Consider the following 24,968-nt stretch of genomic DNA (forward strand, 5'->3'; position numbering starts at 1 on the left):
TTCGTTTGACAAGTATTTATGAAGAAAGAACGGCTTGTAATTCCTCTGCTGTACTGCTTTCAAGCTGACTTCCGACACCAACAGCCACCGCGCCTGCTTTGAGCCACTTTGGAACATCAGCTGGATGAATGCCGCCCGTAGGGATAAATTCAATTTCTGGAAATGGACCTTGTAAGTTTTTCATATAGGATAAACCGAAAGAGCCGCTCGGAAAAAGCTTGAGCAAGCAATAGCCATCTGCTTTTGCCTGCATGATTTCACTCGGGGTGAGAACCCCTGGTACATAGAGTGTGTCGTAAAATGAAAGATGTTCTCCAATCATAGGAAGGTATCCTGGACTAACGATAAACTGTGAGCCTGCCTCAATGGCTGATTGTGCCTGCTCCAGCGTCGTAATTGTTCCCGCTCCTACAATGAGGTCCTGCTCCTGCTGGAAGGATGCGATGATGCGTTCAGCATTTGGCGTAGTATACGTTACTTCAATGGCACGAACCCCTTTTTTCTTTAAACGCTCAATCATTTCAATGCCTTCTGCTTCACTACCTGCTCTTACCACTGCAATTAATTTACAAGACGCTAGCTGCTTTTTAACGCTCAAACTTGCTGACTTTTCCATATCTCTCATCCCCTTTCATGTACTCCCGCCTTTGATATCGCTTGGCTTCTTTCATAAAAGCCTGAAGCTCCTTCCGGGTAGGCAGTCCGTCCTTATCGCCAGGTGACATCACTGCAAGTGCCCCGACCGCATTGCCTCTTGTCACGGATTTTTCATGTGATAAGCCGTCAAGCAAGCCGCTGATGACCCCCACTGCAAATCCATCACCAGCTCCAACTGTGTCTACGACATCCTGCACATAAAACCCATTCACAATTCCCTGACCTGCTGCACTTTTATAAAAGGCACCTTCTGCCCCTAGCTTAATGACCACTAGCTTGACACCTTTTTGCAAATAAACATCTGCAATCTCTTCTGGCTCGTGACAACCCGTGAGCCTTTGCCCTTCTGCAAGCCCTGGAAAAAACCAATCCGCTTGCGAGGCGATATGATTCACCGTCTGAATCATATCTTCCTCCTCTTCCCATAGCTGAAGCCGTAGGTTTGGATCAAATGAAATGGTTTTGCCCGCTTCCTTCATTTCTTGAAGAGCACGAAAAGAAAACGTTCTCATTTCACTGGATAGGGCAGGCGGAATACCAGTCATATGAAGGTGGCCTGCCTGTTTGAAATAAGCGGCGGGAAAGTCGCTTGGACTCATTGTGCTCGCAGCAGATCCTTTCCGATAATACGTGACGTCAGGGTCTCCTTCCTTCACTTTTGATTTAAGTAAGATTCCCGTTTGAGATCCATCATTTGAACGGAGCACTGCACTTGTATCGACCCCTTCTTTTTGAAGCTCTTCTAAAATGAATGTGCCAAGTGAATCTGCTCCGACTTTGCTCATCCATCCCACATGAAAGCCCAGCCTCGCCAAGCCGACAGCCACGTTACTCTCTGCACCAGCAAGCGCCTTTTGAAATGTATGCACTTGATGAAGCTCTCCAACTTCTTTTGCATAAAACATCGCCATTGATTCCCCAAATGTGACCGCATCCAACGCTTTCACTCATTTCTCCCCTTTCTTGGTACCGGTTTCAAATCAGTTGAAAAAGAGAGAGCATGCACGTATGTATACTCTTCTCTGCCTATCATTTATAAAGATTTCCTTACTATGATTTCTCCATCAAGCTGAATCGTTTGGGGCGCACTTTCATCCCCTTCTAGCCGCGTCTTGATTTTTTGCATGGCTGCTTTCCCCATTTCATGAGATGGCTGGGCGACCGTTGTGATTCCAGGTCCAATCAGCTTATACCATTCTGTATCATCAAACCCTGCAATGCCTATCTCTTTAGGAATCTTCACCCCAAGCTCTACAAGTTCACTAATCAGCTTCAGCATGAGTAATCCATTACCGGCTAAAATCGCTTTTTTCTGTTCGTTTGATTGTAAAAAACGAACAATCTCTTCGCGCATTTGTTCCTTTTGCTTTAAATCAATTTCTGCAATGATCGGCTTCTTATGTTTACTCAAAGCTGTCTGTTCATATGCTTCCTTTCGTTCTTCACGAGGGCTGATTCCACCGACAGGCTCAGTAAAGAAAGCGATGTGATCATAGCCTTTCTCATACATTTTTTGAAGCAGCCGGATGGTGATATCACGGTTGTTCGTGGTCACTGTGTCGACTTTCAGTTCAGGCAGCTTCCGGTCTACAAGAACAATCGGTACACCGTTTTTCTTAAAATCCTCCAGAATGTCATTGTTCTGTCCTGTCGTATTGATGATGAGCCCTTCAATATAATGTGCATTCAGCTTTAGGAGCATTTCTCGTTCTTTTTCTGGACGATTATCTGTGTTGCACACCATGATGCTGTATCCATATTCATCACAAATCTCTTCGACTCCGCGAAGTGTTGCCACAGAGAATGGATTCGTAATGTCGGCTACAATAAACCCAATGACCTTGCTTTTTCTGACTTTCAATCCTTGAGCGAGCTGACTCGGACGATAATGGAGTTCCTCAATGGCTTTCTTGATTTTTTTTACCTTTTCTGAAGAAATTTCATTTGTTCTGCCATTGATATATCTGGATACAGTTGATTTTGAGACCCCTGCATAAGCTGCAACTTCATTAATGGTGACTTTCGTTTGCTTTTTCTCTTTCATTCAAAAAAACTCCCACAATTGATCTTCTTATTTGGTTCGAAACCGATTTCAAATAAACTTAAAAAGAGCATATCATAATTGAACGCATTTCAGAAGATTTTTTTGCATGATGATAGAAAGAATTTGTCTAATCAGAGAAAAAGAAAGCGATTTCAAAATAACGGTTGACGACGCTCTCTTTTTCCTCTAAAATTTTCCTTGAAACCGATACCAAATAAATATCAATATTTGTTTCATATGGAAAGGGAGGCTTATCCAAATGGAAAATCGTTATGCTGTACATCCTGAGCAGGTCAAACGTTTTACAACAGAGGAACTTCGTCGTCATTTTCATATTCCTACGCTGTTTGTCAGTGGTGAATTAAAGCTCTATTACTCGCATGAGGACCGCGTGGTGATTGGCGGAGCGATGCCGGCAGCAGAGCCCATCACACTAGATGCCGGAGACTTTTTACGGACGGAGTATTTTCTTGAAAGACGAGAAATCGGGATTGTGAATGTCGGCGGACAAGGAACGGTCACTGTTGATGGTGAGGCCTTTGTGCTGGAGCATAAAGATTTCTTATATATTGGCCTTGGTCACAAAGATGTACAGTTCGCTAGTTCATCAGGCGAGCAGGCCAAGTTCTATTTAGTATCAGCCACGGCTCACAGGGCGTACCCTACGCAAAAAGCAGCCATCGCTGAATTAACACCAAACCACTTAGGGGAAGCAGCTGCTTCCAACGTACGAAACCTGTATCAAGTCATCCATGCAGACGGCATCCAAAGCTGTCAGCTCATGATGGGCATCACTCAGCTTGAAACCAATAACACATGGAACACGATGCCTGCTCATATTCATGATCGCCGGATGGAAGTGTACTTATATCTTGATATCGAAGAGGATGCACGGGTCTTTCATTTTATGGGGGAGCCATCTGAAACGAGACATCTTGTGGTGGCAAATGAGGAAGCAATCATTTCACCTGCCTGGTCCATTCATTCAGGCTCAGGAACAGCGAATTATTCATTTATTTGGGCAATGGCGGGCGAAAACTATACGTTCAAAGATATGGACTTTGTCCCAATGGGTCAGCTGAGGTAACGAGGATGATGACAACTTCATATGCAGCGTCCCTCTTTTCCCTTGAAGGAAAAACAGCCCTTGTGACAGGTCCTGGAACCGGCATTGGGCAAGGCATTGCCGTGGCGCTTGCCAAATCAGGTGCAGATATCATCGGTACGTACCATCACACACCGCTTGAAGAAACAAAGGCGCTTGTCGAACAGGCAGGCCGATCATTTCATGCGGTTCAGGTTGACTTTTCTAATCATCAGTCTGCAAAGCAGGCTGTCGATGCCATATTAAAGAAGCATACGATTGATATTTTAATCAATAATGCTGGAACCATTAAAAGAGAGCAGGCGGCTCACTATTCAGAGGAAGATTGGCATACGGTCATGGATGTGAATATCAACAGTCTCTTTTTCCTCACGCAAAAGGTTGGACAGCAGATGCTGAAAAATGGGCAAGGGAAAATCGTCAATATCGCCTCCCTTCTATCGTTTCAAGGCGGCGTCTTTGTCCCTGCTTATACAGCAAGTAAGCATGCTGTCGCTGGGCTGACGAAAGCTTTTGCCAACGAATGGGCGAGCCAGCATATTCAAGTGAATGCGATTGCGCCTGGGTATATTGCGACTAATAACACACAAGCCATTCGTGACGATGAAAATCGAAATGAAGAGATTCTGAAACGAATTCCCGCCGGGCGCTGGGGAAAGCCTGAGGATCTAGCCGGTGCTGCTGTTTTCCTTAGCTCACCAGCTTCTGATTATATGAACGGCCACATTTTAGCTGTTGATGGCGGATGGCTTGCAAGATAAACAAACGAGAGAATTCCTATCCGGGATTCTCTTTTTTCTATTTGTATAATTCTCCACCTTCCGAGTCACTCTATAAAAAACATGTGATGAGGGTGAGGTATTATGAAAAGTCGTATTGAACAAGATATAGCGTCCGTCATTAAGCGTGTCAAAAGCTTTGCCGGAAGAAGTGATGATATCGTGTTCCACTCTTTTTCATTTGGTCCTTCCACTATTTCTGCATGTCTCGTGTACGTTGAAGGACTCACAGAATTTGAGATGCTTTCTAAGCAAATCATTTCACCAATGCAAAAGGAACTCGACATCACTGAGGTTGGTTCTACTACACTTCCCTCCCTTTCAAAAACGTTCTTTGGCATTCAAAATGATGTGCTGGATGATATGAACCTTGCCATCGAGCAGTTATATAGCGGCAAGGCTATTTTATTTGTAGATGGAGCGGCTCAAGCGCTTGCGCTCCATACGAATCTTTTTCAATTTAGAGAAGTAGAAGAGCCGCAATCTGAAGTTCTTGTAAGAGGACCGCGGATCGGATTTATTGAGAATCTTGAAAAAAACACGGCTTTACTTCGTGAACGGGCAAACGACCCAAATCTTGTGATTCAAAAGGTGAGTATCGGTACTCGCAATAAAAAATCCGCTGCTCTTGTGTATGTTCGCGATATTGCTGATCCTAAACTAGTAGAAGATGTTCTATCACGTATGATGAAAATCAAAATGGATGACATTCCTGAAACCGGCTATATTGAACAACTGATTGAGGACAGTCATACCTCCATTTTTCCACAGATTCAAAACACAGAACGTCCTGACCGGGTGATTGCATCTGTACTTGAAGGAAAAGTGTCGATTTTGCTCAATGGGACTCCTTTTGCCCTTATTTTACCTATGACAATTACAGCTTTGATGCAATCTCCGGAGGATTATTATCAGAGGTGGACAAGTGCGACTCTTTTGCGTTTACTTCGTTATATTGCCGTGCTCCTCACGATTTTTTTACCCGGGCTTTACATTGCCCTTGTCTCTTATCATCCCGGTTTATTACCGACAAGAATGGCACTCACCATCGCAGGCAGCAGGCAGAATGTTCCCTTCCCTCCTGTTGTCGAAGCCATTCTCATGTCTTTTACGATAGAGCTGCTGCGGGAAGCTGGACTTCGGCTTCCAAGAGCCATCGGACAGACAATTGGGCTCATTGGCGGCGTGATTATTGGCCAGGCAGCGGTCCAAGCCAATATCGTCAGTGCCTTAATGGTCATTATTGTGTCGCTGACCGCACTGGCTGATTTCACAGCACCGTCATATGACTTTAGTTTTCCACTGCGTATTTTGCGGTTTATGGCGATTTTTAGTTCAGCATTGTTTGGATTATACGGCTTAATCATGTGTTATTTATTTGTGCTTTGTCACTTGATGCAATTAAAGACCTTTGGTTTTGACTATTTCACACCAGTGTTGTCTTCACCGTTTTCAGATTTAAAGGATACGTACGTTCGTTTACCAATCGGGCTATTTAAATCCAGACCAAAAACAGCAAAAATAAAAAATCTCAAAAGACAAGGAGATTAAACGATGTACAGACCTGAAAGGCTATCATTGTTACAAGTCACCATCCTCTGCAGCTCTACAATGATAGGCGCTGGAATTTTAACCATTCCACGCAGTTCTGCCAATTCAGGATACCCTGATGGCTGGATCATTGTATTAATACAGGGAGTCATCTTTGCTTTCGTTGCTTTTTTGTTGGGGTGGATTGCCGAAAAGAATGCGCCAGACACCATTTTTGAGTCAAATACAAAAGGAGCAGGGGCATTCTTTGGCACGATCTTTAATTTAATGCTGATCGCCTATTTACTAGGTATTGTCGGCTTTGAGGCACGTGTTCTCGGCGAGGTGGTCCAATTTTTCCTCCTGCAATCGACTCCCATGGCAGTGATTGTGATGATTTTTCTACTCGTGGCGATTTATCATTTAAAAAGCGGTATCTTTCCAGTTGTCAAAATGGTGACCTATATTTATCCGATCACCATGATCATTTACATAGCGCTCATGCTGTTTTGTTTAAAGATATTTGATTTTGATTATTTACGTCCTGTGATGGCGCATGGTTTTAAAGATTTTGTAAGCTGTTCTCACAAACCTTTATTCAATTTACAGGCTTTGAAGTGATTTTGTTTGTCGTACCGCTCATTTATAAAGACAAATGGTCGAAAGCAAAATGGGCAGCTGCCATTGGCGTTGGCATTACGTCTATCGTGTACTCGCTCACACTTTTTATTGCGATTGGCTCCATGACCGTCGGAGAAACGAAATCTCTCACCTGGCCGACAGTTTCCCTCATTCAAGCGCTTGAACTTGAAGGGGTGTTTATCGAACGATTTGATATTTTCTTACTGACGATCTGGACGTGTCAGCAGTTCATCTGTATGCTGGGCTTTTTCCAGTTTGCGATTAAAGGCTGCTTCACCGTTTTTAAAACAACCAGCTTAACGAGACTGCTATGGCTGCTATTTTTGATTACATCAGCACTCTCACTTTTCCCTAAAAATATCAATGAAGTCTTTTACTACTCTACGTTACTCGGCTACGCATTGTTCGCGGTTTTAGCCATTCCTTTTATTACAGCTATCCTGCTGATGATACGCAAAAAATGGGGAGGTCGTTCTGCATGAGAGGAAGGCGTATATTGTTATTCTTTTTTTCCTGCTGCCTTATCCTTTTATCAGCAGGCTGCTGGGACTTAAAGGATATTGAAAAACTATCGTTTGTACGCGGTGTTGGCATAGATGAGGAAGACGAGAATAGGATTAAGCTGACCTATCAAAACCTTGTACCGAAAACGGGCGGAACACAAGAAGCCGATTCTCCCGGCTATGTGAATGTCGTCTCGAAAGGAAAAAATGTATTGGAGGCTGTCAGTAATGTCGCCTTGAAGGATCCGCCGATCTATAGTGATCACCTGAAAATCTTTTTGTTTGGCAGAAATCAAGCGGAGCATCACGATATTCAAGGAACACTCAATCATTTTATTCGAGATGATGAGGTTCGGCGCAGCAGCTATCTCCTAGTATCACGAGGAGATGCGTCAAAAATTATTAACCAAAAACTAAAATCGCAGCAAAAAATCCCGGTTGAACATATCTTCGAAACATCCAAAAACCGAAGCTTTAACGGTCAGATCGCACTGCCAACTCGTATTGGCCGGGCGTCTGATTATTTTCAGATGGGCGTTAGCTTCCTTGTACAAAGTGTAGATGCAGTAGACGGTGAACTTATTTATGATGGTGCAGGAATCATACATGGGAAAACGCGTAAACTGATTGATTTTATTCCAGCAAAAGATGTCCAATCTTTAAACTGGGTAATGGGCCGTATCACTGGCGGCGTTGTACCTGCCACCTACAAAGGTTATCCGATAACGTATGAAATAAAAAAAGCTAAAACGAAGGTCGAGCCCTATCTGAAAGACGGAAAGGTTTCCTTTAAAATTAACGTAAAAACAAATGGAAAATTATCAGAGGATCAATATCCTCCAGAAAACTCATACGATGAGCAGTACATCAAACGATTTGAGCGGCTCTTTGCTCATAAAATTAAAGAACGCATTCAAAAAGCAGTAAATCATGTGCAAAAAGAAGTGGGCGTTGATCCTATTTTTTTAAACCAGCAGTTTCGTATGAAATATCCTGATTATTGGGATAAGCATGGTACCGAGTGGGATAGGCTATTCCAAGAAGCAGACATCGATTACAATATCAAAGTGAACATCTTGAACTTTGGCGCAGAAGGCGCAACAAAAAGCTTCAAATGGTAATACCAAAAGGCGGTTATCCCGAAGGGGAACCGCCTTTTTTACGTACGACAATGAGAAGCTGATACAAAGTCACTTGATCAGACAACGCTTTTGTTTGAAAGCCAAGTGATGCTCCTATCCTCGCCACCTCGTCAAAAAACAATTGGACGTTTTGATCAATCTGTACATTGATCCGCTGCTCGATCACGCGTTCAAACAATTGATCTGGGAAAAGTGCACGCATCGTGTTTGGTGTGAAGAACCGTATATGGGTTCGGTCTAAAATTCCTACATCTTGATACGTAAAATCCCCTGTCATCAAAGGAAGAAGTACCTCTGCATGCATCATGTTAGGCAAACAGCAAATGATAACACCGCCTGGCTTTAAAGATGCGTGGGCTTGCTCAATGATGTGCCAAGGATCTGACACATGCTCTAAAACATCTGAAAAAATGACCGCATCAAAAGAGGCCTCTTTCTCTGACCATGGGTATTCATCTGCATTTGCCTCGATGACTTCTTCATAATACGCCTTTGCGACCGCTGCTTTTAACGTATCCGCCTCTACCCCGTACATGTATACAGACTGACGATTCATTAGCTCAAGCCCGGTAGCCCCTGCGCCGCACCCAACATCCAGCACGCGAGCAGCGTCCTCAGGGAGTAATTCCGCAAAATACGGATGAGGGGTGATCAAATTTAGATCTATGCCCCACTTATCTAAAAACCGAAGTCTATTCTCAGTAAACAGTGTAGAGATGTTCGTTTCTTGATTGGCATTGAAGGTAGCATGACCATGATGATGCACAAAGGAATCATGCACAATTTGCAGCTGATATCCTTTTAGTAATGACCGCAAACATAGATCGTCATCCTCAAATGATCCATATACAAACCGCTCATCAAATAATCCCACATCCTCGATCAGCTTTCTTTTCACGAGCAAGCAAAACCCTACAAGCCGGTGCACATAAGTTCTCTGACCTTTTCTCTTAGACGTATACTCTTTAGCAAAGTCTGGGAGCTCCTTCACATCTGTATACGATGGCTGGACCATCTGAGGGCCGCTCACATAATTAGAGACGGGCCCCACCATCCCAATCCGCTCTGATGCAAATAACGCCTCTTTTAATGGAGGCAGCCAATTTTCCGTCACGATCGTGTCATTATTTAAAAAGAGAATGCTGTCTCCTGAAGCTTTTTTTGCCCCTTGATTACATCCCTTTGCAAAACCTTCATTCTCTTCATTATCAATGAATATCACATCATTCAGCTCTCTTACATATTCCTTCGTGCCGTCAGTTGACGCATTATCGACAATGATGAGTTCATATTGGTCGCTATCCGTATGCTGTTTCATGCTATCGATACATTTTTTCGTCAAATGCAGTTCATTGTACGTCAGCATGACAATGCTTGTTTTCCCTTTCATCTCATTTCCACCTTTCTCCCGCCTGTTCCATATGTATGTGATAGGCAGCACGTTCAGAAGATGAGGGAATGTCCTTTCTTGATTAAACGTTTGTTTAACATAGAAAAGCCAGCTGCACACAGCAGCTGGCCATTGTTCATACCGTTTTTCCTTCGCCACTTGCGACGGCACGATTTCTCTTTTTTAAATCTTCTTCGATTTCTTCAAGACTTTTCCCCTTCGTTTCGGTCACCAAGTATTTCACAAATAAGAAGGCGCCTACGCCAATGACCGCATAGATGAGGAAAAGATTACTGATACCAATCGCGCTTAATAAAGCTGGGAATGTCAGCGAGATGATTAAATTTCCTGTATGAAGAAGGAAGGTGGAGACACCTGTACCGATTCCCCTGACATGTACTGGGAACAGCTCTGGGAGCATCACCCAAACGACTGGCCCCCAGCTGACAGCAAAGATGACGATAAAGAGACCTAAACAAATAACGGTTGTCCATCCTGCAGCTGTTGAACCTTCAAAAAATCGGTTGACCACTGACAGGACAATTAAACTAAGGATCATTCCTGCATTCCCAAATAGGAGCAGCGCTTTACGCCCTACACGGTCAATGATTTTAATGGCAACAAACGTCATAATGACATTCACTGCACCAATTCCAACAGTTCCTAAAATCGCTGCTGAATTCCCAAAACCAACACTTGTGAATGTTTTTGGTGCATAGTAAATGATCGTATTTGTACCGATGAACTGCTGCAGAAAGGCTAGGCCGACACCGGCAATCAATGCTGGGCGTACCCACGGCTCAAATAATTCCTTAAAACCGCCTTTCTCTTCACTTTCCGCCTTTTGAATATCTGAAATTTCTTCTTCCACTTCTTGCTGACTTTTTCTGAGTTGAGATAATATCTTCTTCGCACGGTCAGCCTGTCCGTGAACAAACAGCCAGCGGGGACTTTCCGGCATAAACAAAATCCCGAATAATAATAGAACAGAAGGAACAACCGCAATTCCAAGCATCAAGCGCCATGCCTCTGCATCCGCTAAAGCGTAGTTCACAATATAGGCAAGAAGAATACCAAATGTGATCATGAGCTGGTTTAAAGAGGACAGTGCCCCTCGTGATTCCTTTGGTGCAAGTTCAGATAAATATAATGGAACAATCGTTGTCGAGCACCCGACAGCGAGCCCTAGCACAATTCGGAATAAGACCATCACTTCTGTATTCGGTGCAAGAGCTGTACCAAATCCGCCGATAATAAACAAAATAGCTGCGGCGATGATGGCTTTTTTTCGCCCAAATTGGTCTGTCAGCTTTCCAGAAAGAGAGGAACCGAGCATCGCCCCGATTAAAATCGAGCTGACGACAAGCCCCTCTGTAAACGCATTTAAACCTAAATCCTCTTTCATAAATAAGATGGCGCCAGAGATGACACCTGTATCATAGCCATATAAAGCACCGCCAAGGGCGCCGAAGAAATAAAGCCATCCATTCCGATTTTTCATATACATAACCCCACTTTTGTCTCTGTACTCTTATGAAAAGTCATTTTCCTCACTTCCTGTCATTTCAAACATTTCGATGTTTTATGACAAATATATTTCATTTGTGTATCTTTGAAACTTTTTACGAGAAGAAAACGTCAATTAAGCGTTAGTGAAAAAAATGTCGCACTATATCCCGTTTTAAGGTATATTTGTTTTAGTTTGTAAGCAGAAAGAAGGACATCTTTACTATAAAATCATAGCGAGGGTTTAAAATATATGGATCAATCACGAAGTAAACGCAAAGGAAAAAAGCGTTTAAAACCATGGGTGAAAGTCACTCTTTTTATCATTAGTATTCTTTTATTGACAACTGCTTCAGTCACAGGCTATGCCTACTACAAAATAACAAATGCTGCCAAAAAGGCTCAAGTATCTCTTGATCGCGGCGCACAATCTGTGAAACGGATTGAAGCATTCGATCCAGGAAAAGACAGCTTTTCTGTCTTGCTGCTTGGAATTGACAGCAGACCGGGCGAAACAGTGAAACAAGCACGAAGTGACGCAATGGTTTTGGCAACCATTAACCGCACAAATAAAACCGTTAAATTATTAAGCATTCCTAGGGACTCATACGTTAATATTCCAGGCCACGGTTTTGATAAAATTACTCACGCACACGCATTTGGCGGTGCAGATTTAACAGTGAGCACAGTTGAAGATTTACTTGATATTCCGGTCGATTTTGTCATCCAAAGTAATTTCGTAGCGTTTAAAGAAATCGTCAACGAATTAAACGGTGTTCCTATTAACATCAAGGATGAGTATCTTGTGAAACAGATTAAAAAGGATACAAAAGGCAAGGTTGTGCTTCAAACTGGAACTCATACACTAGATGGTGATCAAGCGCTCGCATATGTGAGAACGAGAAAAGCAGATAGTGACTTAATGCGTGGACAGCGACAAATGGAAGTATTAAAAGCCATTTTTGATAAATCAAAATCATTAACTTCTATTCCGTCATACGACAATATCATTGATACACTCGGTGATAATGTATCAACCACCCTTTCTATGAAGGAGTTAGTCGGTCTTTTCCCGCTTCTGACTTCATTGAAATCGGTTGATACCATTCAGCTTAAAGGATCTGATTACCAGCCAAACGGCGTTTATTATTTCCAATTGGATCAAAACCAGCTGAACGAAGTGAAAACTGAATTGAAGAAGCAGCTTGAATTATCATAAATAAAAGCGTCCCTTTGGGGCGCTTTTAGATTGTTGACAAAGGGCTAAAATGATCTTGATTTTAGCCCTTTGTCTTCTTTTCAGCGTGATAGAAAACCTTTGCAATCTAGGAAGGGCGAGCACCGGAACAGAGCGAATTTGAGATTCGTGAGTACCGGAGCGCAGACCTGACACGGAGTGCGAGGGTTTGTCTACACGCTGGAAGCGTCCCTAAGGGGCGCTTTTTCTTATTTCCTTGATCATTCACTCATTTTTGTTTAGCCTTGATAGAGAGGAATCAACCTTCCTTTTTTATGAGAATGAAGAAAATCGTACATACTTTGAAGAGGCTATTGCATGAATGAAGGAGGATTTGACAGCGATGAAAAAAATGATTGCGATTGATTTAGACGGTACACTCTTAAATACAAAAAGTGAAATATCCGCTCAAAACCGTGAGGCATTGATTCGTGCAAAGGAAGCTGGATATATTGTGACCATCTGTACAGGGCGGGCAACTTTTGATGTAAAGGAGCTGCTTGGTGATTTGGACATCCCCATTATTGCGGCAAACGGCGGGACTGTCCATACAGAAGGATACGAGCTCTTCAGCCGTATCACATTGGACCAAGAAGCGGGCAAGCGGGCTGCAAAGGCATTAGTGGAACGAAACATTTACTTTGAAGTCTATACAGATGATGCTCTCCTCTCTCCTTTTGATGGAAAAGAGAAGCTGAAAGCAGAATTTGATCTGATCAAAAGCGCAAACCCAAATGAGGATCTCGCTGATCTATGGGAAGGAGCCATGACGCAATTTAAACAATTTGGCATCAAACCAGTAGATGATATCCGTGAGATTTTTGAGTCGAACGAACCGACCTATAAATTACTCTGCTTCTCTTTTGATATGAACAAACTGAACGAAGCACGAAATCTTCTGACAGACATGCCCGAGCTTTCATTGACCTCGTCTGGAAAACATATTATTGAGGTGCTGCCAAAAGAGTCTGGAAAAGGACATGCCCTGAAAAAGCTCGCAGCCCATTATGGTGTAGACCGCTCACATATTTATGCAATTGGTGACAGCCCAAACGACCTTTCTATGTTTGAAGAAGCAGGTCACCGCATTGCAATGGGGAATGCTGTTGATGTCATTAAAGAAAAGAGCACCTTCATCACAAAAGGAAATCATGAAGACGGTGTCGCTTATTTTATTGATCTTCTTTTACAAAATCAATTCCATGAAAAAAAGACGCTTGTCTGATCAGCGCCTAGAGAGAAGTCCAGAAGTCCGATACAAGTATTGATCGGGCTTTTTCTTTATTTTTTGATTCTAACAGCCGTTTCATATTTGTCCTTCCAGTACGTACTCGTTTTCATATTGGTTAAGACAACACCGTTTGAGACAGTCACATGAATGACTTGATTGGATCCTGCATATATCGCCGGCATCAATGATGTTCCGCTGAAGAAGACAAGATCTCCCGGCTGAAGCTCAGAACGTTTCACAGGTGTACCTGCTTTGACTTGACCTGATGCATAGCGGGGCAGCTCAATGCCAAGCACTTCTTGATACACGTACTGCGTGAATCCTGCTGTATCAAATCCTTCCTTTGGGTTCGTACCGCCTTTGACATAAGGGACTTCACCAATATACGTAGCGGCTTTTGATACGATAGGGTCCTCTTTCGCAAGCTCCAGATCTGTTAACCGTTTTGCACCTGTCCATTTCTCGCGCCAATACGATTCAGATAAATAAGAAATTGTCACACTTTCAGAACGGCTTGCATGAATAAAGCGGTCGCCTCCAATATACATACCTACATGAGAAATTCCGGGCTTATATGTGTTGCTAAAAAAGACAAAATCCCCAGGGCGGATATCGTCTAATGCCACTTTTTCTCCAACGCTCCACTGCTGTTCAGCACTTCGAGGTAAATAGATTCCAAGTGATTTTTCAAATAAATACTGTAAAAATCCTGAGCAGTCGAATCCAGTCTTTGGATCTGCTCCTCCAAATTCATAAGGAATTCCTAAATAGGTCAGCGCATCTTTCACAAGAGGGTCATCAGAAATTTCTTGCGTGCCGGGCAGGCGTTTGACCGCATAAAATCGGTCTGTCCAATATTTGCTTTTGCTGACATCTGTTTTCACCACACCTTGACTAAGCGTGATGTGGATGACCTGATTGTTCCCCGCGTACAACGCCACATGTGTTGGGATATCCTTTGTTTCTTCAAGGCTTCGGAAATACACAAGGTCACCGGGCTGCGCTTTATCCCATGATACCTTTTTTCCAATCTGATATTGGTCGATTACCTTCCGCGGCAAATCAAATGTTTCGGATGTCTTGTACACATATTGAATAAACCCAGATGCATCAAAGCCCGTTTTTGGATCGGTTCCTCCTTTATGATAAGGTGTTCCAATCAGCTTTTCCGCTTGCTCCAAAAGAGATAGTGTTTGAGCAGATACCGCTGATTGAGACATGAACATCAGCCCTACAAGCGCACACCCTCCTATCAATATTCCTTTCCATTTCATGATCTTTTCCCTCCAATCTTCTATAGTTTCGGCATGACACCTTTCATTTTACACCCTTTTTCGACAAAAAAAGAGCACGCGATGTGCGTGCCCTTTATCTTTTTTAGGTTATTTACCTGCTTCCGCTTTTGACTGCTTTTGCTGTTCAATTTTCTGCATTTCAACCGAAATCTTTTGTTTTTCGTGATCTGTCAGACTGTCACTAAATTTAAAAGCAGACATAAAGACAAAGACTAAAATTAACGCAACAAACGGCCAGCTTGCTTTTAGGAATTTCATTTCTTCTCTTTCCCTCCGTTTTCTTTTAAGTTTTTAACTTTATCAGCGTGATCTACTTCAAAGAAAATGTGTCCGTCTTTTTCTTTCCAATCTGCATTCGTTCCATTGGTCAGCATACGGATAATGGCTTTTGATTCTAGAGATCCTGCTTTTACTGGAGCAGGTGTTGCTTCTTTGATGTACATTGGGACAACTTCAAATGTCGCTTTTCCATCTTCATTCAGATGATACTGAACAAGTGCAGAATCACGTGTTCTTGACCAGCCTTGGTCAAAAATAAAGTTACCTAGGCTATAGAAAATCGCTGTTCCGTTATAGACTTCCATTGGTTCAAGGACGTGCGGGTGGGCACCGATAATGATATCAGCTCCGGCCTTAGACATCGCTCTTGCCAATTCTCTTTGTCTGTCGTTTACTTCATTGTTGTACTCCTGTCCCCAGTGAGCATGAACAACGACGAGATCTGCCTTTTCAGCAGCCTGCGAAATCATCGGAATAAAGATAGATGGATCGGCTGGCAGAATACCCGCCTGGCGATTCGTTGCTTTGAAATCTTTCCCATACACATCTGTAAAACCAAGTGTAGCAATTTTGACACCATTTACTTCTTTGTACGAAATGTTCTGCTTCGCATCTTGGAGGTTACGGCCTGCACCTGTATAATCCATGCCATTTTGTTCAAAGGCATTGATCGTGTTGTTCAGCCCTTTTTCACCATAGTCTGCCGCATGGTTATTCGCAAAGTTTAAGACAGAGAAATTTAAATCCTTCAACGCTTGGACAGAATCTTCATCTGTTTTTAAATGAATATTCTTTTGGGCTGCCTGTTCCTTATCTGATGCGACAGGATGCTCAAAGTTACCTGTCACATAATCTGACACATCAAAATATGGCTTGGCATAACGAAAGAGATGCTCTTTTCCATAGCGTTCTGTTACTTTCTCTACGTTTCTTCCAAACATAATGTCACCGACAAACGAAGCGGTCAGGATGTTTTCTGGATTCTTTTGTACAGTTGGCACTTGTGCTTTCCCGATAAACGTAAATAGAAATGTACAAGCAATGACGATCGGTAAAGCAATGAGTACGTGTTTATTCGTCTTTTTCTTTTGATTCTTTGTGATTTTCAGCAGCTTTTCCTGAAAGCTCAATTTTTTATTCATCATTGGACACACCTTATCTTAAAATAGATAGTAAACATACATGATGGCAAATGTTGCACCACTTAGAAGTAACGTGCTTCCAAGGGTAATTGTAAGACCTTGCTTTTGAATCGTATTTGCAATCAATCCAGGGACGATGATTCCGATTCCGCGGAATTCTGCTATTTCAAATGGGACCACTGGATAGAAGAAATCAAATATCAGCTTTAAGGCAATCCCTGTAATCAGCATCGCAGCAAACTTTCTGCGTCCGTATAAAATCATGAATTTTGATAAGCCAAAGCGAACGATCACATACGTAAGCAAGCTGACAGATAAGACGATTAAAATGAAGACTGGCTGGTTAAATACGAGTGCCAGATAACCCGGGACAACAAGTCCAGCTGGTACGATTCCTGTTTTTTCTGCAAAGATTAAACTAAGTAGAACACCTAAAATTAACGAGATATAAAGATCTGATCCGAACATTTTCTATATTTCCTCCTAGCTGACAAGCTGCTTAATTTTGTATTCTTGAATTTTTTCGATTAACGGTTCAGCGGCACCATGGATATTGCCGACTCCATAAACCACTCGATTATGAAGCTTTTTCTCAAGCATATTCATAATTTCTTCTGTAGATTGATATTCAAGGTTGTGTAAGTGGTCAGCCGGAATTTTCCCTTCCTCATATGCCTTCACAATTGGATCAGTTGTTTCACCAATTAAGACAAGGTCACTTGCTTCAATATATGGAAGTACATCCTCCGCAAACTGGATCGTTCTATCTACCCGATCCGCACGGCAGTTCATAATAATAATCGGTTCATCTGTTGGATATCCAATTTCTTTCACACGCTTCCAAATGTTCAATGTAGATGCTGCGTCATTTGCCGCAAATCCATTTACAAAGTGTCCAGGTGTTTTCGCGTCCATTAATGGGAGAATTCTCATCGCTCCTGGATCAGGCGGCGCATTTAACATTCCTCTGAATGCCGTATCTTCATCAATCCCTAATGCTTGGGCAACACCAAGTGCAAGTGAAGCATTATCTGGGAAAACCATGTACTCAAATTTCCGCAAAAACTCATCGGAAATCTTGGAATTATCCGCAACAATGACTTCTGTGTTGCGTTTTTTCGCAATCTCTTTAAAGAAATCTGTATATTCACTATCCGTAATAACCAAGTGTCCATTGTAAGGAATTGTCGCTGTAAAGGCTTCTGCTATTTCATCAAGTGTCGGCCCCATAACGTCCATATGGTCTTCAAGAACGTTTACGATCACGCCAATATTTGCTTGAAGCAGCTCTTCCTGAAAGATAATTTGGTAATCTGGATTTACCGCCATACATTCACTGACGATGGCATTTGCTCCTCTTTCAACTGTTTCTCTCATAACTTCTTTCTGCTCTCCGATATTCGGTCCTTGCGGTTTCCTTTTAATCGGTTTCTCCTCTGGCGTATCCCAATAAATCATTCTTGCATCCGTTCCCGTTGTTTTACCGACAGTTTTATAACCTGCCTCCATTAAGATACCGGTTGTCAATCTTGTGACGGTAGACTTTCCGCGAATACCATTAATATTGACGCGCACCGGCAGGGCATCGATATTTTTCTGATGACGCTTCTTTTCAATAAAGCCAATCCCTAACATGATGACACAGGCTATAACGATTAACCACATCGCTATCTACATCTCCTTTTTTTATGAGTGTGATATGTAAATTCAATCAACAGTATATCTGTTCAGCATAAAATCACAATCGGTATTATGTAACATAATCTTTCACTTCCTCGTATGCCAAATTCCTCTAATCAGAAGGCTTTTTTGCCTACCCATCCTTTAAATGAAAAGGCCAAAAGGCGGACAAAAATCAATCTGAATTTCTGCTGAATTCATGAGAAAGCGTTACCATCAATGATCCGAAAATCTTTTGTCCTTTTCTCCCTAAATTTTTTGACAATTATTAAGATGTATTTTGAATCAATGTTTTAAAGCCCGCTCTTCTCTATAACATCAGTCATATCAGCGCTTTAAATAAATAGTGCGTGTTTTGGAATGTTTTATATTTTTGAACGAACAGGTTAGAAAGTCATCCTCATTGGTCAGATTGCTATGTGTTGGCCTATGACAAAGGTCACCTCTAAAAAAATCAAGTCATCTGCTTATTTTTAGGTCACGAAAAATTGGGATAAGATGTAAAATTTTGATCATTTCGGTGTACCTTCTCTTTACGAGATTCGCACCTTATGACCTAAACAATGAAACATTATTCATTTGTTTTTATCAAGATTCATCATTTCTTAACATTTTTAATGTGAATTTAGTTGAAAGTTGTCAGCTTATGTCATGCTTTCCCCAAAGGAGACGAATAAAATCCGCTTCTCCGCTTACACTATGGGTAAAAAATCTGTGAGAGGAGGCTAAAGATGCCAAACACCAATGAGCAGACACGCCTGCATTTTTTATCAGGCAGCTTCGAGGAAAAAATCCGTATCCTAAAAAAAACATTTCAGCAAAGCGGCGATTTTGAATATCGAGAGTTAATGGTGAATGAAACAAAATCTGTGCTGTTCTTTATTAAAACAAGAATTGATGAAGGCAAATTAAATGATTTCATTATCGGTAACTTATTAGGCTCTCCTGGAAAGCAGAATTATATAAAGTCTCTTAGCACACTTGAAACAGGCGACTTGACGCTGATCACAGACAGTATTATTGCGGGAAGTATTGCCTTTCTTGATGAAAACTCCTCGCAAATCAAGCTGTTTGCTGTCGGACAGCCGCCGCTGCGCTCTATTACTGAACCGTCTTCTGAAAGTATTATCGCGGGTGCACATGATGGTTTTGTTGAAAGTCTTGATACCAATATCTACTTACTGCGTTCGCATTTAAATGATCGGAAGCTTGCCATTCAATATCATAAGGTCGGTACAAAATCGGAAACAAAGCTTGCAACGGTTTATATATCTGATATTGCCAATCAAGAAAAGGTCGAAGAAGTCAACAGACGGATTTCTTCTATTAAAGTAGACACACTGATAAGTCCTGGCTCTATCGTTGAGGCAATTGAGGAAGATTCATATTCTATTTTCCCGCAGCTGATTGATACAGAACGTCCGGACAAGGTAAGATCTGCCATTCTTGAAGGCAGAATAGTCGTACTCATGGATGGCAGTCCAATGGCCATTATTCTGCCTATCACGTTCTTTAGTTTTTTTCAGTCGCCAGATGATTATAACAGCCGCTGGATTCCTGCTACGTTTATTCGTATTCTTCGTTATCTTGCCTGCATCATCGCAGTCATATTGCCATCTTTTTATATTGCTGTTATTGCGTTTCATTATGAGGTTGTCCCAGATGAACTAGCTATTACGATGAAGAACTCTATTATTGGCATTCCCTTTCCTCCATTGATTGAGGCTATGCTGATGGAGATCACAATTGAACTTATACGTGAGGCTGGGGTGCGTCTGCCTAAACCTATCGGGCAGACCATTGGCATCGTAGGAGGTTTGGTTATTGGGGATGCGGTTGTACAAGCAGGACTTATTTCGAATGTCCAAGTGATTGTAGTCGCTGTGACGGCTGTCGCTTCATTTGTACTTCCGTCGTTTGAAATGACGTCCACCATCAGGATGCTTCGTTTCCCGCTCATGTTTATGGCATCGATGTTTGGATTTATTGGCATTTCATTTGGGCTCGCCATTATTCTCATGAATTTATGCCGCCTAGAATCACTAGGGGTGCCATATTTATCACCTGTTGCTCCATTTAACTGGCAGGACTTAAAAGATACTGTGGTTCGACTCCCAATGTGGATGTACAAAAACCGCCCTGTTTATTTAAATCCGCAAAAGAACAAACAAATTGAACAACTGAGAGGGTGGAAAAAGAAAAATGAAAAATAAAATATCTCCACCTCAAGCTGTTTTTTTTATCATCCAATCTCAAATTGGTGTTGGTATTTTAGCGCTCCCCCATTTGCTAATGAAAGACATGGGACACGATGGCTGGATGGCAATAATTGTCGCGTGTTTTTTTATCCAAATCATCAATACCATTTTTCTTTATATCATCTACAAGTATCCAGAAACGTCATTTTTCCAAGCGCTGATTGAGGTCTTTGGAAAATGGATTGGACGCGCCTTGGTCGTGCTCTATACGGTATACTTTGCCTCGGTCTGCATCGTAGTCCTTTCTATATTCACAAGGATTCTTGGCATATGGGTGCTCCCGCTCACACCAAACTGGGTGATTAACCTATTACTGATGATATGCATTATCTATATCTCAAAGGAGCAAATTACAGCCATTGTCAGGTTTAACTTTATCTTAACTCCCTTTTTGCTTATGCTCTCTCTATTGATGTTCTATTCATTGAAAGGAACCAATATTGATTACCTTCTGCCTTTTTTCCAAACAGATATTTCTCAATTTCAGCTTGGATTGAAGGACGTGGTGCTGTCATTGAATGGATTTGAGATGATTTTAATCATCTCTCCACTGATGAAGGGCACCATTAAGGAACGATATAAAGTGATGACCATTTCAAATATATGCACGACGCTTTACTACCTATTTATTACATTAATTTGTTTTATGTTTTTCAGCCCAGCTGAGCTTGATGTTATCCCGAATCCTGTTTTGTATCTATTAAAAACCATTACATTCGGTGTCATTGAGCGCACGGATTTAATTTTTCTAAGCTTTTGGGTCTTTGTCATTTTAGCCACACTGAGTAATTATCTGTACTTTTGTGCAAATGGTGTGTCCAGTATGCTGAAGAAAAAAAATCACAAAAAATATGTCTACTATTTTGCCATTTTGATTTATGCTGCAAGCTGTTTTCTTTCAACTGATAACTTTAGAATTCAGCGCTTCAATGACTTTACCACCGTTGCACAATATTCATTTATATACACACTTCCGATCATGATGGCCGTTATCATCTTTATCAAACACCGCAAAAAGAAGGTGAAATCACATGCATCATAGGTACATGTTGACACTGCTTATGTGTGTTTCCCTCATTTTCATGCCTGGCTGCTGGGATCAAAACCTATTAAAAGACATCTCGCTCGTATTAACTTCAGCTGTTGATCAAGGAGAGGATGACAATGCGAGATATTCGATTACCTATCGAAAGGTGCAACAGTCTCAAAGTATGCAGCAAGGGAATTCTGGCAGCTATTTAACCACTGTTCTCACAACCGATGCGCCTACTTTAAGAAAAGCAAGAAGCAACTTTAGCCGAAGTGTAGACCAAAAAATTGATATGTCGAAAATGAGGGTCCTGCTGATCGGTGATGAATTTGCCCAAAACCGGCTGCTCCCTTACTTAGATATGTTTTACCGCGATCCCAAAAGCCCTTTGCTCGCAAACTTGGCAGTGGTGCAAGGCGGGAGCTGTGTGGACTTAATCAATTCTCTGCTCAAGGAAAAACTCATTGTGAGCGACTATTTAAACAACCTGATCACTTCTGCATCACGCTCCTCACAAGTTGCACCTAAGAACATTCAAAATATCCGGTCCAAAATGCTGCAAACCGGCGAGGATTTCACACTGCCATTACTCTACTACGATAAATCGAAAAAGTTAACGAGTGTAAGGGGGGTCGCCTTATTTGATAATGAGAAAAAGAAAGGTGAACTTTATGCGCAAGATGCCATTCTGCTCACCATCATGGATGGAAAAATGGGCAGTTATGCAAACTTCACAAAAAAAGTAAGAAGTGATATGAAATCAAAGGAGAACAATTACATCAGCATTCAAGTTACCGATACAAAGAGAGACATTAAAATCGTCAATCCTGATCATCGAAACGTAACCTTCTCTCTTGAGTTTGAATTCAATACCTCTATTATTGAATATCCGAAAGATAATTTAGATACAGACAAGAAAATTAAAATGTTAAATAAAAGGCTGTCAGCTATTTTGACTAAAGACGCCGAAAGAGTCATTGCGGCCCTGCAAGAAGCAAATTCTGACGTCCTAAGCCTTGGCAGAAAATATCGGGTAAAACACTATGATGAATATATGAAAATGAACTGGGTCACCGATTATCCGAAGGTGAAAATCATTCCAAAAGTGAAAGTGAACATTACACAAACAGGTATTATTAGTTAAGAAAAGGAAGAAGCCTTCTTTCTTTTCTTTTTTTTATTTTTTTTAGATTGTCATTTCGATGCTTTCGTGATAATCTATGTGTGTAAACGGTTACACATTCATGAAGGGAGGCTCTCCATTGGCTACAATTAAAGATGTCGCAAAAGCTGCACAAGTGTCTGTTGCCACTGTTTCACGCGTGCTCAATGATACTGGATATGTTCATTCAGATACGAAAACCCGCGTGACGCAAGCGATGCAGGAGTTGAACTACTTTCCCAATGAAGTGGCTAGATCCCTTTTCAAAAGAGAATCACGCTTAATCGGCTTAATCTTGCCTGATATCACAAACCCCTTCTTTCCTCAGCTTGCTAGAGGCGTTGAGGATGAGATTCATGCGCACGGTTTTCGGTTATTATTCGGAAACAGTGATGAAGATCGAGAGAAAGAAATGGCATACTTGCAAACCTTTAAACAAAATCAAGTGGTCGGTGTCATCGCGGTCACAAATGAACCTGAGTCAGATATATACAATGATGATGATCTGCCTGTTGTGTTTTTAGATCGAACGGTTCCACATGCACCTTCTGTTTTTGCAGATGCTGCAGCTGGCGGGAAAATGGCGGCAATGGAATTAATCAGACGCGGCAGCCGGCAGATCACACTGTTAAAAGGACCTGCCCATCTGCAAACAGCGCGGCAGCGATTCAAAGGCGCACTCGATGTTCTCACGGAAACAGGTGTCGACTTTCATGTGATGTCTAATGCTTCCTTTTCCTTTCAAGAAGCTCGAAAAAGTGCCAAGGCCCTTTTCCAGCTGTACCCTGAAACAGATGGGATCATTGCCAGCAACGATATCGTCGCAACAGCGGTCATCCATGAAGCGATTCGAATCGGAAAAGCGATTCCAGGAGACGTTCAAATCATTGGATTTGATGATATTCCGCAAAGTGAACTGCTCTTCCCTTCCTTGTCGACCATAAGGCAGCCGGCCTATGAGATGGGAAAAGAAGCAGCACAGCTGTTAATCAAAGCGATTCAGAAACAACCGATAGATCAACCAGTTATTCAAATGCCCGTCTCTTTTATTGAACGAGAGACCACAAGAAAGGTGGATTCACAATGAGTCATATTGTTGTAGTAGGAAGCTGTTCAATGGATTTAGTCGTCACATCAGATAAACGGCCAAATGCCGGTGAAACGGTTTTAGGCGAATCGTTTAAAACGGTCCCAGGCGGGAAAGGTGCCAATCAGGCAGTCGCAAGCGCCAGACTCGGTGCAGATGTATATATGGTCGGCCGAGTTGGTGATGATGCTTATGGCCATGATATTCTCAGCAATTTACAAGCACAAGGTGTCCGTACCTCATATATGAAACCGGTTACCGAAATGGAGAGCGGCACAGCTCATATCATTTTAGCAGAAGGTGATAACAGCATTGTAGTGGTCAAAGGGGCAAATGACGAGGTTACTCCTGACTATGTGAGTGATGCTCTTTCTACAATTGATGATATTGGGATGGTTCTCATCCAGCAGGAAATACCTGAAGAAACGGTCGAAGCGGTCTGTGCCATTTGCAGTGAAAAAGAAATCCCTGTCATTTTAAACCCTGCACCAGCCCGTAAAGTATCGAAGCAGGTTTTAGATCAGGCTGCTTACATTACACCGAATGAACATGAAGCTGTTCTGATGTTTGATGGTCTGCCAATTGAAGATGCCTTGCGTCAATACCCTAACAAATTATTAATCACAGAAGGAAAAAATGGGGTTCGATATTTTGATGGAACGAAAGACGTGTTGGTTCCAGGCGTTCCTGTCGAAACAGTCGATACAACAGGGGCTGGCGATACCTTTAACGGAGCCTTGGCTGTCGCTCTAACAGAAGGCAAATCCCTCTATGACGCACTTGCCTTTGCCAACCTTGCAGCATCAATGTCCGTCACAAAGTTTGGCGCACAAGGCGGCATGCCAACAAGAGAAGAATTGGAGAAAAAGAAATGAAAAAAAACGGCATCCTAAACAGCCATATCGCCAAGGTGCTTGCTGACCTTGGCCACACAGATACAATCGTTATCGCAGACTGTGGTCTCCCTATCCCAGAAGGTCCAGTCAAAATCGACCTGGCGTTATCAATCGGCACACCATCCTTTCAGGAGGTCACCTCCCTCCTTCTTCAGGAAATGGCCGTTGAAAACATCACTGTAGCTAGTGAAATCAAAGAAGCCAATGAACGAGATCATTTATTTCTTAAGAAAGCGCTCTCAAAACCGTTACATGAAGTAGACCACGAGACGTTCAAAGACATGACCAAACAGGCAAAAGCAGTCATTCGAACGGGTGAAGCCACCCCATACGCAAACTGCATTCTTCATGCCGGTGTCATCTTTTAAAAGGA

At 42.1% G+C, this 24,968-nt stretch carries 22 protein-coding genes and 1 pseudogene; 13 read left to right on the top strand and 10 right to left on the bottom strand.

Annotated elements, in window-relative coordinates:
- Window positions 1–16: 16 nt before the first annotated feature.
- From NSQ76_RS17735 to NSQ76_RS17745, 3 genes are all read right to left on the bottom strand, one after another.
- Window positions 17–616 carry a bifunctional 4-hydroxy-2-oxoglutarate aldolase/2-dehydro-3-deoxy-phosphogluconate aldolase gene (locus NSQ76_RS17735; RefSeq protein ID WP_034624593.1) on the bottom strand — a complete coding sequence of 200 codons (600 nt, stop codon included), beginning with the start codon at window positions 614–616 and terminating at the stop codon, window positions 17–19.
- Complete coding sequence (locus NSQ76_RS17740) at window positions 588–1,604, bottom strand: sugar kinase (RefSeq protein WP_034624595.1); 1,017 nt, start codon at window positions 1,602–1,604, stop codon at window positions 588–590. Before NSQ76_RS17740 ends, NSQ76_RS17735 begins: the two co-directional genes overlap by 29 nt.
- A gap of 86 nt (window positions 1,605–1,690) precedes the next feature.
- Window positions 1,691–2,701, bottom strand: coding sequence for a LacI family DNA-binding transcriptional regulator (locus tag NSQ76_RS17745; protein ID WP_034624597.1), 1,011 nt, complete (start codon window positions 2,699–2,701; stop codon window positions 1,691–1,693).
- Window positions 2,702–2,960: 259 nt separating this feature from the next.
- On the opposite strand from NSQ76_RS17745, the gene kduI reads away from it, so the two are divergent.
- The 5 genes and pseudogenes from kduI to NSQ76_RS17770 all read left to right on the top strand — a co-directional run bounded on the left by kduI (window position 2,961) and on the right by NSQ76_RS17770 (window position 8,381).
- Window positions 2,961–3,788, top strand: a complete 828-nt coding sequence (gene kduI / locus NSQ76_RS17750; RefSeq protein ID WP_034624598.1) for a 5-dehydro-4-deoxy-D-glucuronate isomerase — start codon at window positions 2,961–2,963, stop codon at window positions 3,786–3,788.
- 5 nt (window positions 3,789–3,793) lie between these two features.
- Window positions 3,794–4,567 (top strand): 2-dehydro-3-deoxy-D-gluconate 5-dehydrogenase KduD, encoded by a 774-nt coding sequence (gene kduD, locus NSQ76_RS17755; protein ID WP_025093933.1) that lies wholly within the window; start codon window positions 3,794–3,796, stop codon window positions 4,565–4,567.
- 102 nt (window positions 4,568–4,669) lie between these two features.
- The gene (locus tag NSQ76_RS17760) at window positions 4,670–6,136 is read left to right on the top strand and encodes a spore germination protein (RefSeq protein WP_034624600.1); all 1,467 of its coding nucleotides are present in this window, start codon (window positions 4,670–4,672) and stop codon (window positions 6,134–6,136) included.
- A gap of 60 nt (window positions 6,137–6,196) precedes the next feature.
- Window positions 6,197–7,239, top strand: a pseudogene (locus NSQ76_RS17765) (GerAB/ArcD/ProY family transporter).
- Window positions 7,236–8,381, top strand: a complete 1,146-nt coding sequence (locus NSQ76_RS17770) for a Ger(x)C family spore germination protein (protein ID WP_034624604.1) — start codon at window positions 7,236–7,238, stop codon at window positions 8,379–8,381. Before NSQ76_RS17765 ends, NSQ76_RS17770 begins: the two are co-directional and overlap by 4 nt.
- Window positions 8,382–8,394: 13 nt before the next feature.
- Here NSQ76_RS17770 and NSQ76_RS17775 read toward each other — a convergent pair whose 3' ends face one another.
- Both NSQ76_RS17775 and NSQ76_RS17780 read right to left on the bottom strand, forming a co-directional pair.
- Window positions 8,395–9,792 carry a bifunctional glycosyltransferase family 2 protein/class I SAM-dependent methyltransferase gene (locus NSQ76_RS17775; RefSeq protein WP_034624606.1) on the bottom strand — a complete coding sequence of 466 codons (1,398 nt, stop codon included), beginning with the start codon at window positions 9,790–9,792 and terminating at the stop codon, window positions 8,395–8,397.
- A 136-nt stretch (window positions 9,793–9,928) separates the two neighbouring features.
- Complete coding sequence (locus NSQ76_RS17780; RefSeq protein WP_135031352.1) at window positions 9,929–11,293, bottom strand: sugar porter family MFS transporter; 1,365 nt, start codon at window positions 11,291–11,293, stop codon at window positions 9,929–9,931.
- 258 nt (window positions 11,294–11,551) lie between these two features.
- Here NSQ76_RS17780 and NSQ76_RS17785 point away from each other — a divergent pair, with 258 nt between their 5' ends.
- Both NSQ76_RS17785 and NSQ76_RS17790 read left to right on the top strand, forming a co-directional pair.
- Complete coding sequence (locus NSQ76_RS17785; RefSeq protein ID WP_025093927.1) at window positions 11,552–12,517, top strand: LCP family protein; 966 nt, start codon at window positions 11,552–11,554, stop codon at window positions 12,515–12,517.
- Between the two features lie 361 nt (window positions 12,518–12,878).
- A complete protein-coding gene (locus NSQ76_RS17790; RefSeq protein WP_200874135.1) occupies window positions 12,879–13,760 on the top strand; it encodes a Cof-type HAD-IIB family hydrolase in 882 nt (293 codons plus the stop codon).
- A gap of 56 nt (window positions 13,761–13,816) precedes the next feature.
- Here NSQ76_RS17790 and NSQ76_RS17795 read toward each other — a convergent pair whose 3' ends face one another.
- The 5 genes from NSQ76_RS17795 to pgsB all read right to left on the bottom strand — a co-directional run bounded on the left by NSQ76_RS17795 (window position 13,817) and on the right by pgsB (window position 18,147).
- A complete protein-coding gene (locus NSQ76_RS17795) occupies window positions 13,817–15,040 on the bottom strand; it encodes a C40 family peptidase (RefSeq protein ID WP_034624485.1) in 1,224 nt (407 codons plus the stop codon).
- Between the two features lie 108 nt (window positions 15,041–15,148).
- Window positions 15,149–15,319 carry a hypothetical protein gene (locus NSQ76_RS17800; RefSeq protein WP_087976066.1) on the bottom strand — a complete coding sequence of 57 codons (171 nt, stop codon included), beginning with the start codon at window positions 15,317–15,319 and terminating at the stop codon, window positions 15,149–15,151.
- A complete protein-coding gene (locus tag NSQ76_RS17805) occupies window positions 15,316–16,482 on the bottom strand; it encodes a CapA family protein (protein WP_024426300.1) in 1,167 nt (388 codons plus the stop codon). Before NSQ76_RS17805 ends, NSQ76_RS17800 begins: the two co-directional genes overlap by 4 nt.
- An 18-nt stretch (window positions 16,483–16,500) precedes the next feature.
- Entirely contained in the window at window positions 16,501–16,950 is a 450-nt protein-coding gene (gene pgsC / locus NSQ76_RS17810) for a poly-gamma-glutamate biosynthesis protein PgsC (protein WP_024426301.1), read from the bottom strand.
- A 15-nt stretch (window positions 16,951–16,965) separates the two neighbouring features.
- The gene (gene pgsB, locus NSQ76_RS17815) at window positions 16,966–18,147 is read right to left on the bottom strand and encodes a poly-gamma-glutamate synthase PgsB (RefSeq protein ID WP_024423670.1); all 1,182 of its coding nucleotides are present in this window, start codon (window positions 18,145–18,147) and stop codon (window positions 16,966–16,968) included.
- 746 nt (window positions 18,148–18,893) lie between these two features.
- On the opposite strand from pgsB, the gene NSQ76_RS17820 reads away from it, so the two are divergent.
- From NSQ76_RS17820 to rbsD, 6 genes are all read left to right on the top strand, one after another.
- Window positions 18,894–20,375, top strand: coding sequence for a spore germination protein (locus NSQ76_RS17820; protein WP_024426302.1), 1,482 nt, complete (start codon window positions 18,894–18,896; stop codon window positions 20,373–20,375).
- Entirely contained in the window at window positions 20,365–21,462 is a 1,098-nt protein-coding gene (locus tag NSQ76_RS17825; RefSeq protein WP_024426303.1) for a GerAB/ArcD/ProY family transporter, read from the top strand. Before NSQ76_RS17820 ends, NSQ76_RS17825 begins: the two co-directional genes overlap by 11 nt.
- Window positions 21,452–22,594 (top strand): Ger(x)C family spore germination protein, encoded by a 1,143-nt coding sequence (locus NSQ76_RS17830; protein WP_024426304.1) that lies wholly within the window; start codon window positions 21,452–21,454, stop codon window positions 22,592–22,594. Before NSQ76_RS17825 ends, NSQ76_RS17830 begins: the two co-directional genes overlap by 11 nt.
- Window positions 22,595–22,712: 118 nt before the next feature.
- Window positions 22,713–23,699: a LacI family DNA-binding transcriptional regulator gene (locus NSQ76_RS17835; RefSeq protein ID WP_034624483.1), complete on the top strand. Its 987-nt coding sequence runs from the start codon at window positions 22,713–22,715 to the stop codon at window positions 23,697–23,699.
- The gene (rbsK, locus tag NSQ76_RS17840; protein WP_034624482.1) at window positions 23,696–24,574 is read left to right on the top strand and encodes a ribokinase; all 879 of its coding nucleotides are present in this window, start codon (window positions 23,696–23,698) and stop codon (window positions 24,572–24,574) included. Before NSQ76_RS17835 ends, rbsK begins: the two co-directional genes overlap by 4 nt.
- Window positions 24,571–24,963 carry a D-ribose pyranase gene (rbsD, locus tag NSQ76_RS17845; RefSeq protein ID WP_025093920.1) on the top strand — a complete coding sequence of 131 codons (393 nt, stop codon included), beginning with the start codon at window positions 24,571–24,573 and terminating at the stop codon, window positions 24,961–24,963. The genes rbsK and rbsD overlap by 4 nt, the downstream gene beginning before the upstream one ends.
- The last annotated feature ends 5 nt before the right edge of the window (window positions 24,964–24,968 follow it).

The sequence above is a fragment of the Bacillus sp. FSL M8-0256 genome (assembly GCF_038005765.1).
Lineage (GTDB): Bacteria > Bacillota > Bacilli > Bacillales > Bacillaceae > Bacillus > Bacillus safensis.